The sequence below is a fragment of the Streptomyces sp. NPDC044064 genome (assembly GCF_056434245.1).
On sequence record NZ_JBWKFN010000001.1, the window covers coordinates 591,713 to 602,390 of the forward strand.

Sequence of the window (10,678 nt, forward strand, 5' to 3'; positions counted from 1 at the left end):
CCGGGCCCGGTTCCGGAGGTGGGACCGGGGTCGGGTAAGGGTCCGGTGGGGTGGGGCCCGGGGCCGGTGGTGGTCCCGGGGACGCTGGGTCGGGGTACGGGCTCGTCATCGGGGGCCTCCGAGCAGTCGCTGGCGTCGCCTGGACTTACTCCCCGCGTACCCGGGGCCCGCCCGGCCACTCACCCGACGGCGGCGGGCGACGGCCCCGAGCCGGACGGCATCGGTCTGCTGGTGGCTGCTGTGCTGCTGTGCTGCTGTGCTGCTGTGCTGCTGTGCTCAGAAGCGTCCGGGGTGGGCCCGCAGCCAGTCCTTCGCGGCTTCCAGCAGCTCCGGGTCGGCGACCGGGGCCACGTCGGGGTGGCGCTCGGCCCACTTCACGACGTACGGGCACAGCGGGGCGACCGGGATGCCCTCACGCTCGGACACCGCGTACAGCTCACGGGCCAGCGAGCCCGCGATGCCCTTGCCCTCGTGGGCCGGCTCCACGATGGTGTGGACCGGGACCAGGGCGCGCGCGGGCGACTCGAGGACGAAGTACTCGATGTGGCCGACGACTTCGCCGTCACCGACGGCCTCCAGGCGGCCCGCCGCCCGGTCGTCACGGATCTCGATGTCACTCATGGTCACGCACGCTCCTGGTCTGGTCCGCCGGTCAGGCCGAGACGGCCTGCGGGCTGCGCTCCTGGTCCGAGCCGGGCACCGGCTCGGACGGGTCGGCGCCGAGGGACACGATCCGGTTGCCACCGTCGACGTGCACGACCTTCGGCTTCAGCTCCCGCGCCTCGGCATCGGTGACCTGAGCGTAACTGATGATGATCACCAGGTCGCCGGGACGGACCAGGTGGGCGGCGGCGCCGTTGATACCGATGACTCCCGAGCCGCGCTCGCCTTCGATGACGTACGTCTCCAGGCGGGCGCCGTTGGTGATGTCGACGATGTGGACCAGTTCGCCGGGCAGCAGGTCGGCGGCGTCGAGGAGGTCGGCGTCGATGGTCACCGATCCCACGTAGTGCAGGTCGGCCTGGGTGACGGTGGCACGGTGGATCTTGGACTTGAACATGGTACGAAGCACGGAGAGTCTCCCGGTTTGTCTGCTCCCCGCCTGCTCTTTGCAGGTCAGGGGCAGCCCACACTGTACATCGGCATACCTTCGGCTCGAAGACTTTCCAGAACGTCGTGCGCCGTGGCGCGCAGGCTTCCCACCTGCGCGATCTGCGCGAAGCAAGCTGCCGCGAAGCCGTCAACCGGGAGCATGTACGGATGACTGCCCCGGTCCAATGCTGATTGGACGGTGACTTATCTGATGAGTCGTCAGGTAAGTCGAGAGGTACAGAGCACGGATCACGACGGCACAACCGGTCATCCGCGGCCAGGCGAGGTGGTAGGAGCTCCTCTCGTACGTAAGAGTTCTGCATTGCCAGCCCGGCCAGTGCGGGTGCTGTCCTGCGGCGGGGTCTAAATCGACTCGGGCCGACCACAACGGACCGCGAAGATCGATATCAGTTCAACCTCGATACTTCAGCGGCCGTGAGCGCATGCCCGGGCCGTCTGTTCGCCTCGCCCTGCTCCTTCTGTGTGATCGCGGGCGGGGTGCTCACCGCCCGCGCGACCCGCGGAGCCACCCCGGCACCCGCGGCGGTCGCTGTGGCCGCGGATGCCCTCCCGTCCTGGGGTCGGGGCAGCGCGGGCAGATGAGACGGTTGCCGACCTGAGCGCCAGTACGTCTCCGGCGTCGGGTCGTATCGAGCGCTCGTTGGATCACACAGGCAATGGATCACCCTGTCCCGCTCTCCGGGTACCGTCAGGGTATGAGTCATCCGCACCCCGAGTTGAAAGCCGCACCGCCCCTTCCCGAAGGAGGGCTGCGGGTCATCGCCCTGGGCGGCCTCGGTGAGATCGGCCGCAACATGACCGTCTTCGAGCACGCGGGCAAACTGCTCATCGTCGACTGCGGCGTGCTGTTCCCCGAGGAGACCCAGCCCGGCGTGGACGTGATCCTGCCGGACTTCACCTCGATCCGGGACCGGCTGGACGACATCGTGGCCGTGGTCCTCACCCACGGCCACGAGGACCACATCGGCGGCGTGCCGTACCTGCTGCGCGAGCGGTCCGACATTCCCGTCGTCGGCTCCAAGCTGACGCTGGCCTTCCTGGAAGCCAAGCTCAAGGAACATGGCATCCGGCCGCGCACCGTGCGGGTGCGGGAGGGCGACCGGCGCGGCTTCGGGCCCTTCGACTGCGAATTCGTGGCAGTCAACCACTCCATCCCCGACAGCCTCGCGGTCGCGATCCGCACCAGCGCCGGGATGGTGCTGCACACCGGCGACTTCAAGATGGACCAGTTCCCTCTCGACGACCGCATCACCGATCTGCGCGCCTTCGCCCGCCTCGGCGAGGAGGGCGTGGACCTGTTCCTCACCGACTCCACCAACGCCGAAGTACCCGGCTTCACCACCTCCGAGCGAGAGCTGAACCCGGCGATCGAGCAGGTGATGCGCACCGCGCCACGCCGGGTCATCGTCTCCAGCTTCGCCAGCCACGTGCACCGCATCCAGCAGGTCCTGGACGCCGCCCACCAACACGGCCGCAAGGTCGCCTTCGTCGGCCGATCGATGGTCCGCAACATGGGCATCGCCCGTGACCTGGGCTATCTGAAGGTCCCCTCCGGTCTGGTCGTGAGCACCAAAGAGCTGGAGAAGCTCCCGGACCACAAGATCACTCTGGTGTGCACCGGTTCCCAGGGCGAACCGATGGCCGCGCTGTCACGGATGGCCAACCGCGACCACCTGATCCGCATCGGCAGGGGCGACACCGTCCTGCTCGCCAGCTCCCTCATCCCTGGTAACGAGAACGCCATCTACCGGGTGATCAACGGACTCACCCGGTGGGGCGCCCACGTGGTCCACAAGGGCAACGCCAAGGTGCACGTCTCCGGGCATGCCAGCGCCGGCGAACTCGTCTACTGCTACAACATCGTCAAGCCCCGCAACGTCATGCCCGTGCACGGCGAATGGCGCCATCTGCGGGCCAACGCCGACCTCGCCATCCGTACCGGTGTCGACCCCGACCGGGTCGTCATCGCCGAGGACGGCGTCGTCGTCGACCTGATCGACGGACGCGCATCCATCACCGGCAAGGTCCCCGCCGGCAACGTCTACGTGGACGGCATGGAAGTCGGCGGCGCCACCGAAGCGTCCCTCAAGGACCGCCTCACCCTCGCCGCCGAAGGCGTGGTCACGGTGGTCGCGATCGTCGACGCGGACACCGGCGCCCTCGCCGAGGCCCCCGACTTCCTGGCCCGGGGCTTCGTCCACGACGACGCCACCTTCGAGCCGGTCATCCCCGTCATCGAGAAGACCCTGGCCACCGCGGCCGAGGAAGGCGTCGGGGACGCGCGCCAACTCGAACAACTCCTCGCCCGCGCCGTGGCGAACTGGGCGTTCCGCACCCACCGCCGCAAGCCCCTCATCATCCCCGTCATCATCGACGCCTGAGCCATAGCCCGGCAGCACGGTCCCCGTTCCAGCCGCGGCCCCGCCCGCGACGGACTCCCCGGGCCGTGCCGCCTCAGCGGCGGCCAGAAGCTGCCCCAGTTCCAGATCCCCGCCACCCAAGGCAACCTCCCATCGGTTGCTGCTCCTTCTTCCCCCGGTTCGCCCCTCATCACCCCGTACATCCATCACGCCCGCACGCGCGTGTCTCTTCCGGCGGGGTCCGGTTGACGCGTCGAGCCCGACTGAGCTACGGAACGGCGGTGCGGTTTCTCAGCCGCCTCGTCCGTCGGCGGTGCATCGGTTGCCTCGGGTTCGGGCGTTCTGATCAGGCTGATGTGTTCGGCTGAGGCTTGCCGCTCTCGGCGCGCAGTTGCTCGTTGATGCGCTGCGCCTCTTCGAGCTGGTCTTCGAGGATGACAATGCGGCAGGCGGCCTCTATGGCGGTGCCCTGGTCGACGAGTTCGCGGGCACGGGCAGCGATGCGCAACTGGTACCGGGAATAGCGGCGATGGCCGCCATCGGAGCGCAGCGGGGTGATCAGACGGTGTTCACCGAGGGTACGGAGGAAGGCAGGGGTGGTGCCGAGCATCTCGGCGGCCCGGCCCATGGTGTAGGCGGGGTAGTCGTCATCATCGAGAGGGCCGACGGGACGGGAACCGGCAGGCGGCATAGACCTCTTCTTTCGGGGACGCATCGGGGGGCCCGGGTGCCAGTACGGCACCCGGGCCCCGAGCTTTCAACACCATCTACCGGCGCGCTGCGCCGGCCTTCTCTTTCCGCAGTACCGCCTGGGAGGGCGGGGTTGCGGGGATCGCTGATGCGTGACCGGGGACCACCTTCCAATCCGGGGCCTTGCGATACCCGGGCGGACTGCTTCCTCGCCCGGGCGATCCTGATGGCGTTCGGCTCCTTACCTTTCGATTATGCGAATACTGCGAGTGCTGCTCACAGCCCCGCTGGGGCCGTGTCCTTCTGGTCTACCTGCACAGCAGTTCGTGCCTGCTGTGCCCACTTGGACTTCTGGGTACGCAGACCACGCTAACCCTGCAACGGCGGAATGTCTACTGCTGCCATGACAGTTTTTCTCCAGGGAATGCGCATCTGCTTCTACCGCAGGAGCATCAGCAAGAGTGCCCACTCGAATGGCGGTCCCCGCTTCCCGTACAGCAGTCCTCGGTGAGACCGGCCCGGTGCTCGACCACGCTGAACGGCGCCCCAAGCCGCGCACGTCCACCGCCACGCCCCGCGCCGAGGCCCAGATCAGGACCGCTCTCCGACTGGAGACGGGCTCCGACATCCAGGAGGATCCGGGCCGTGATGCGTTTGCCGACCACCTACCGGTCGACGGTGAGTTCCTGTGCGATGGCCTCACGATCTCCAGACCGTGCCGACCCACCCGTTGCGGGTCTGCTCGCCAGGCTGCCGGCAGCACGGGATCAGTGTCCCAGACCGTACCCATCACCTCCCCGCCGACCAAGCACAGCTGCACAAGGACGGGGCCGGGCACGTACTTGATTGGTGACCAGCTCGCTGATCACCAGCTGGGTCATGCCCACGATCCGCTCAGAGACCCCAGCCGGGTGGCCGCGGGTGAGGAAAGCGGCGCTCGGTGGCGGGCTTCGGCGATGCCGGCTCCGTCATCGGCCAAGGCGATCGTCATCTCCATCGTGGTGCACTGCCAGCACCACGCGCAGGCGGCTTTCCGTCCGGGAGGGCAAGGATGCCGACGTCGGTGACGGTTGTTGAGGAGAGCGTGGAAGGCATCGACGGGCCGCCAGAAGGCAACCGATTGTCGATCACCCGCGCTTGCTTCGAGGGGCCTCAGCGTGGCGAGGTCTGCGGCGAAATCGACCGGGGCAGTGCCCCTCAGCTCGATGCGCAGCTGCTCGCGGCGCCGCCTCGTACCGGACGGTGCTGGACCTCGACGGCGTCACGATCATGGACTCCAGCGGTGTCAACACTCTCCTCACCACCCACCAAACCGCGCGAAGCGCCGGGGGCGGCTACGACTGGCAAGCGCCCAGTGCCTCCGTCGCACGCCTCCTCCAGATCGTCGGCCTCGGGTGAGGGAGAGGCCGTCGGCGCAGGCGATCCCCTCGCCGGCGCAGAGACGACGGCCCACACGGAGCGCGCCATGCAGGCGTGGCCGGTGCCCTGCGAACCGGCACACCGCGTCATTCCGAAGGAATGCGAAACTCGAATTCGGGACGGTCCCACAGGACGGCGGGCGGGTTCGCGAGGGCAGTCCCGATCCGTACGGCGCCGACGCGGTGGTAGAAGTCCTCGGCGGGAAGGTGCGACACGACCATGACACGGTCGAGCCCGGCGGCACGGGCCTCGGACTGCATGTGCGCGACGAGCAGTCGTCCAATACCTCGTCCTTGCGCTTCGTCGGCGACGAACAGCAGGTCGAGCTCCGGTGGAGCGAGGACGAGCGAGTAGAACCCGAGGACCCGGCCTCCAGGCTCGTCGGCGCCGACGGCTACGAAGACGCGGTGGGCCTCGATGTAATCAGGACCGACCCGGTAGCCCGCGACTGCGGATGCGTACTTCCCCTCATAGGCGCCTGAGCCACGCACGAGCCGCGTGAGCCGTTTGGCATCCCGCGCTACGGCCCTCCGTATCGTGATCGGCCGGCTGATCGGGGAAGTGCGTGAACTCATCGGGAGAGTATTTCGCACCGGGGGGTGCCTTCGTGCGGAGGGGTCGGCTGCTCGGGCAGGCGTTCCTGCGCCGCTCCCGGAAACCACTCGTCCAGGCCCCGCCCTGCTCCTGTGGGGCGGCGAAGGAGAGATCCGGCTCCACAGCACGTGTGACCCGGATCCCCGCGGCCCGAGGATCCGTCATCACCTCCGTCCCCGCGCGGCCGTCGAACCGGAGAACGACAGTCATGACGAAACTCCGCGAACGCAAGAACAACCGGAAGCGGGTCCTGCGATCCCTGTACGGGGCCGTCGAGCACAACCGCCGTGAGGTCAACGGGTCGGCGCTGCGCGCCGAACTGGGCCTGCCCGACGACTGACCCGCCCTCTTCTCCTCGTCCAGAGGTAACCTGACCGTACCGAGAGCTTTTCGCGCAGCGCGGTCGGCGGTGCCGTTCCCGGCGAGTGACGAATCGGGCAGTCGCCCGGCGACGCCCGGAACGGACCGCACGATGGAACCCGGCGGAACACCGGCCGACAGCATGTCCTCGGCCGACGCGCACACGTACCACATGCCCATGCCTCGCTTGGCCCTCACCTCGGATGTCAGCCACGGCCCGTTGGACGGGGCCTGGTGGCCGCGCTGTGACGCGCTGGAGATCGAGCTTCCCTCGCTCGTCGGCTCGTTGGAGCCGGACCCGGACACGACGGTACGGGTCACCGTGGACCCCGCCGAATGGCCCGACACCCCGCGCACCGTCATGGCGCCCGGCCGGGTGATCGCCGTGGAGCCGGCCGGCCCCGGATGCGAGCCGCACGCCATCTCCCTGGACTGCGGCTCCGTGGGACGCTGGGTGCTCCTGGTCGTCCCGCCGGATGAGCCGGCCGGTACAGCCGCCCGGCTGCTGGCCGCCGCGGCCGACCCCGAGAACCCACTGACCGCCGCGCGCATACTGGCCCTCGCCGAGACCGGTCGCCTCGGGGGAACGACAGGAGAGGCGGAATGAGGCACGCCGGCCTTGGGGCGCGCCCATGACCGACACTGCCATCCCACCTGGCCTCCCATTCCTCCGCAAGCCGTTGACCACGCAAGGTGGAGCGTCCGCACTCTTCGAGGAATGCCGCATCGTCCGCGCACGCGGCGAACTGGACAGGCAGACGGTGACGCCGCTGGCCCGCGCCCTGGCCGAGGCCCGCGCGGCCCGACTTGGACGGCTCCTCCTCATCGCGGACCTGAGTGAAGCGACCTTCACCGACTGCAGCATCCTGTCCGCCGCCGGTCTGGCGGCGGAACCGGGCAGCTCCGCGTCCTGAGCGCGGCGCGCGGGCAGCGGGGAAATCTGTCACGGCGAACCCACATCTCCGTGCCTGCCGGAGTTGGGGTTGTGGCACGACGCGGATGGTGCCGGATCCTTCGGAGACCAGTGCCAGGCACGCCCGGATCCCTCGCCGCGTCCCCGAAACGAAGGTGCTGTGCCCGCCGAGAACGCCTCCGTCGCCGGCAACCTCGACGATGACGACTCCCGCCTACACCATGGGGCGGGCCGCGGACGTTCTCGGCACCACTCCCGCCTTCCTCCGGGCCGTCGGCGAAGTCGGGCTGATCGCTCCTCTGCGTTCGGAAGGCGACCACCGCCGTTACGCCCGCCGCCAGTTGCGCATCGCCGCCGCGCCCGTGAGCTTGTCGACCAGGACACCCCCATCGAGGCCGCGTGCCGCATCGTCTCACTCGAGGACCAGCTCGACGACGCCCTGCGTCTGAACCGGGAAATACGCCGGAAGCTGGACGAGCACGGCGCAGATACCTAGTCCCGCCACTACAGAAATACACCCCGGCGCGGGAGGATAATCACAGGACGCTCCGGGAAAACGCGTCACCGTCTCCATCCGGCCTGTGTTAACGTGAGAGCAGTTGCAGTTTTGGTTACCAGAGATTTTTTCTTTGCATAGCTTTCCGGATCTTTCCGGAGGGGTGATCATCGGCGACTCGGCTCCGTAAAGTGCGGAGACCGGCACTGCCCCTCAAGGGAGATTCAATATGGCATCTGGCACCGTGAAGTGGTTCAACGCGGAAAAGGGCTTCGGCTTCATCGAGCAGGATGGTGGCGGCGCTGACGTGTTCGCCCACTACTCGAACATCATCAGCAACGGTGGCTTCCGCGAGCTTCAGGAAGGCCAGAAGGTCAGCTTCGACGTCACGCAGGGCCAGAAGGGCCCGCAGGCCGAGAACATCGTTCCCGCCTGACGTCTGAGGCTGACACGAACCGTCGCGAGCCACCGGCTCGCGCATCATGTGGCTGGGGCCCGTGCTCTTGGGGTGCGGGCCCCGGTCATTTTCCCGTTTTCCGGATTTCCCGGACCGCCGATTGTCCCCGCTCCAGCACCACGAGGCAGTCCCGGCTCTTCTTTTTTGTTCGGCTCACTCTTGTGAATCCTCGTGCGGCCATTCCCGCTGGACGGAATTCCTCGATCCGCCGCATCGAGGAAGGTTCTGCCATGAACCGCACCCCCCGTCACCCCGGAATCGCTTCCGGAAGCCACTTTCGTACGCAGGGGACGGGCCGCCCAGGTCCCCGTCCGGGTACCGGACGAAAGACTGGCCAGGGCGCACGCTCCGCCCCGCGCCGACAGGAGTTCGCCCTGCCGGTCACCCTCACCGAGCCGCTGCCGGCGGTCGAGACGTTCACCGAACTGGACGCGCCCGCAAGGCTGTTGACCGCGCTCGGCGCCGAGGGCGTGACCGTGCCCTTCCCGATCCAGGCGGCCACACTGCCGAACGCACTGGCCGGCCGGGACGTCCTGGGCCGGGGTCGGACGGGCTCGGGCAAGACGCTCGCCTTCGGCCTGCCGGTACTGGCCCGTCTGGACGGGCAGCGGGCCGAGCCCCGGCAGCCGCTGGCCCTCGTACTCGTCCCCACCCGAGAACTGGCCCAGCAGGTCACCGACGCGCTCACCCCCTACGCCCGCGCCCTGCGGCTGCGGCTCGCCACCGTGGTGGGCGGCATGTCGATAGGCCGCCAGGCGAGTGCGCTGCGCGCCGGCGCCGAGGTCGTCGTAGCGACGCCCGGCCGCCTCAAGGACCTCATGGAGCGGGGGGCCTGCCGGCTGGACCGGGTCGCCGTCACCGTGCTGGACGAGGCCGACCAGATGGCCGACATGGGATTCATGCCGCAGGTGACCGCGCTGCTCGACCAAGTTCCCGCGAGCGGCCAGCGGTTGCTGTTCTCGGCCACGCTGGACCGCAACATCGACCTTCTGGTACGCCGCTACCTGCACGACCCCGTGGTGCACTCGGTCGACCCGTCCGCGGGAGCCGTCACCACCATGGAGCACCACCTGCTGCACGTACGCGACGCCGACAAGGACGACACCGCGACCCAGATCGCCGCCCGCGACGGACGCGTGCTCATGTTCCTGGACACCAAGCACTCGGTGGACCGGCTCACCAAGCACCTGCTGTCCGTCGGGGTACGAGCCTCGGCCCTGCACGGCGGCAAGTCCCAGTCGCAGCGCAACCGGACGCTCGCCCAGTTCAAGGACGGCCACGTCACGGTCCTGGTGGCGACCAACGTCGCCGCCCGCGGCATCCACGTCACGGGCCTCGACCTCGTCGTGAACGTCGACCCCCCCGGCGACCACAAGGACTACCTCCACCGCGGCGGCCGTACCGCACGGGCCGGCGAGTCCGGCACCGTCGTCACCCTCGTGCTGCCGCATCAGCGGCGCACAGTGGACCGTCTGATGGCCGACGCCGGCATCGCTCCGCGCACCGCCCGGATCCGCCCGGGCGAGGCCGAGCTTCAGCGCATCACCGGCGCCCGGACCCCCTCCGGCGTTCCCGTCGTCCTCGCCGCACCGGTCGAAGGACGACCCGAGGGCAAGGGATCCATCGGCCGGCATCACAGGAGCCGGGCCGCCGCCCGGGGCCGTCGGCCTGTACCGAGGAACAACCCATAGCCCAAGCCTGGGGAAGCGCTCCCTGCGGTCGGGACGAGCCGTCGCCCGTCCTGCCCGCCCCAACGAAGAGGAGAAGCCCTTGACGACGTTTCCGCCCCGAACAGAGCAGCTCGACAGCGCCGACGGCACCGGTCTGACCGCCCGCGACGCCATGCATACTCCCGGGCCGCAGGTCGACGACCACATGGCGGTCGACGTGGCCCTGTCCGTGCTCATCGGTGCGCGTGTCCCGCACCTGCTCCTCCGGGACGAGGACGGTCGATGCGCGGGACTGGTCACCCGGGCCCAGCTCGCCGCACACCGCGGCGGCTCATGGTATAGCGACAGGACACGGCTGCGGGACATCCCACTCGACCGCGGGCCGTTCACCTCGTCCACATCGACACTCGGTGAGGCGGAGGCCGCCATGCGGATCCGGACACTGGACGTGTCCCCCGTGATCGACGAACACGGCTACGCCCTGGGCGTGCTCGCTCTCACGCCCTGACCGTCGTACCGACCCCGCCCGACTGTCGCCACCCGGTTACCGCCCCCGGCATTCTCGACGCTCGCCCGGTCGCGCCGAGCTGGGATACGCGGGCCGAC

12 protein-coding genes and 1 pseudogene are annotated in these 10,678 nt (G+C 69.0%); 9 read left to right on the forward strand and 4 right to left on the reverse strand.

Annotated features, from left to right (window positions below):
* Positions 1-276 precede the first annotated feature (276 nt).
* On the reverse strand, positions 277-621 hold the full coding sequence (locus AC07DS_RS02655) for a GNAT family N-acetyltransferase (RefSeq protein ID WP_479141983.1): 345 nt from the start codon (positions 619-621) through the stop codon (positions 277-279).
* 31 nt (positions 622-652) lie between these two features.
* Positions 653-1,072 carry an aspartate 1-decarboxylase gene (gene panD / locus AC07DS_RS02660; protein ID WP_145877221.1) on the reverse strand — a complete coding sequence of 140 codons (420 nt, stop codon included), beginning with the start codon at positions 1,070-1,072 and terminating at the stop codon, positions 653-655.
* A gap of 736 nt (positions 1,073-1,808) precedes the next feature.
* Here panD and AC07DS_RS02665 point away from each other — a divergent pair.
* Positions 1,809-3,494 (forward strand): ribonuclease J, encoded by a 1,686-nt coding sequence (locus AC07DS_RS02665; RefSeq protein ID WP_479141985.1) that lies wholly within the window; start codon positions 1,809-1,811, stop codon positions 3,492-3,494.
* Positions 3,495-3,819: 325 nt separating this feature from the next.
* On the opposite strand, the gene AC07DS_RS02670 is transcribed toward AC07DS_RS02665, so the two are convergent.
* Entirely contained in the window at positions 3,820-4,164 is a 345-nt protein-coding gene (locus AC07DS_RS02670; RefSeq protein WP_366008916.1) for a MerR family transcriptional regulator, read from the reverse strand.
* A 1,136-nt stretch (positions 4,165-5,300) separates the two neighbouring features.
* On the opposite strand from AC07DS_RS02670, the gene AC07DS_RS02675 reads away from it, so the two are divergent.
* Complete coding sequence (locus AC07DS_RS02675) at positions 5,301-5,561, forward strand: STAS domain-containing protein (protein WP_479141987.1); 261 nt, start codon at positions 5,301-5,303, stop codon at positions 5,559-5,561.
* A 107-nt stretch (positions 5,562-5,668) separates the two neighbouring features.
* Here the strand turns inward: AC07DS_RS02675 and AC07DS_RS02680 are convergent, their stop codons facing one another.
* Positions 5,669-6,157, reverse strand: a complete 489-nt coding sequence (locus AC07DS_RS02680; protein WP_479141989.1) for a GNAT family N-acetyltransferase — start codon at positions 6,155-6,157, stop codon at positions 5,669-5,671.
* A 227-nt stretch (positions 6,158-6,384) separates the two neighbouring features.
* Between AC07DS_RS02680 and AC07DS_RS02685 the strand changes: the two genes are divergently transcribed.
* The 7 genes and pseudogenes from AC07DS_RS02685 to AC07DS_RS02715 all read left to right on the forward strand — a co-directional run bounded on the left by AC07DS_RS02685 (position 6,385) and on the right by AC07DS_RS02715 (position 10,580).
* On the forward strand, positions 6,385-6,516 hold the full coding sequence (locus AC07DS_RS02685; protein ID WP_479141991.1) for a hypothetical protein: 132 nt from the start codon (positions 6,385-6,387) through the stop codon (positions 6,514-6,516).
* Positions 6,517-6,714: 198 nt separating this feature from the next.
* Positions 6,715-7,143, forward strand: coding sequence for a DUF5994 family protein (locus AC07DS_RS02690; RefSeq protein ID WP_479141993.1), 429 nt, complete (start codon positions 6,715-6,717; stop codon positions 7,141-7,143).
* Positions 7,144-7,168: 25 nt separating this feature from the next.
* On the forward strand, positions 7,169-7,450 hold the full coding sequence (locus AC07DS_RS02695; protein ID WP_479141995.1) for a hypothetical protein: 282 nt from the start codon (positions 7,169-7,171) through the stop codon (positions 7,448-7,450).
* A 159-nt stretch (positions 7,451-7,609) separates the two neighbouring features.
* Positions 7,610-7,945: pseudogene (locus tag AC07DS_RS02700) on the forward strand (helix-turn-helix domain-containing protein).
* Positions 7,946-8,174: 229 nt separating this feature from the next.
* Complete coding sequence (locus AC07DS_RS02705) at positions 8,175-8,381, forward strand: cold-shock protein (protein WP_067116135.1); 207 nt, start codon at positions 8,175-8,177, stop codon at positions 8,379-8,381.
* Between the two features lie 251 nt (positions 8,382-8,632).
* On the forward strand, positions 8,633-10,093 hold the full coding sequence (locus AC07DS_RS02710) for a DEAD/DEAH box helicase (protein WP_479141996.1): 1,461 nt from the start codon (positions 8,633-8,635) through the stop codon (positions 10,091-10,093).
* A gap of 151 nt (positions 10,094-10,244) precedes the next feature.
* Positions 10,245-10,580 (forward strand): CBS domain-containing protein, encoded by a 336-nt coding sequence (locus tag AC07DS_RS02715; protein WP_479142148.1) that lies wholly within the window; start codon positions 10,245-10,247, stop codon positions 10,578-10,580.
* Positions 10,581-10,678: the final 98 nt, after the last annotated feature.

Excerpts from the sequence above, each read along its gene's own strand:
- AC07DS_RS02655 (WP_479141983.1), bottom strand. The coding sequence starts at position 621 with ATGAGTGACATCGAGATCCGTGACGACCGGGCGGCGGGCCGCCTGGAG.
- AC07DS_RS02665 (WP_479141985.1), top strand. The coding sequence starts at position 1,809 with ATGAGTCATCCGCACCCCGAGTTGAAAGCCGCACCGCCCCTTCCCGAA.
- AC07DS_RS02670 (WP_366008916.1), bottom strand. The coding sequence starts at position 4,164 with ATGCCGCCTGCCGGTTCCCGTCCCGTCGGCCCTCTCGATGATGACGAC.
- AC07DS_RS02680 (WP_479141989.1), bottom strand. The coding sequence starts at position 6,157 with ATGAGTTCACGCACTTCCCCGATCAGCCGGCCGATCACGATACGGAGG.
- AC07DS_RS02685 (WP_479141991.1), top strand. The coding sequence starts at position 6,385 with ATGACGAAACTCCGCGAACGCAAGAACAACCGGAAGCGGGTCCTGCGA.
- AC07DS_RS02690 (WP_479141993.1), top strand. The coding sequence starts at position 6,715 with ATGCCTCGCTTGGCCCTCACCTCGGATGTCAGCCACGGCCCGTTGGAC.
- AC07DS_RS02695 (WP_479141995.1), top strand. The coding sequence starts at position 7,169 with ATGACCGACACTGCCATCCCACCTGGCCTCCCATTCCTCCGCAAGCCG.
- AC07DS_RS02705 (WP_067116135.1), top strand. The coding sequence starts at position 8,175 with ATGGCATCTGGCACCGTGAAGTGGTTCAACGCGGAAAAGGGCTTCGGC.
- AC07DS_RS02710 (WP_479141996.1), top strand. The coding sequence starts at position 8,633 with ATGAACCGCACCCCCCGTCACCCCGGAATCGCTTCCGGAAGCCACTTT.
- AC07DS_RS02715 (WP_479142148.1), top strand. The coding sequence starts at position 10,245 with ATGCATACTCCCGGGCCGCAGGTCGACGACCACATGGCGGTCGACGTG.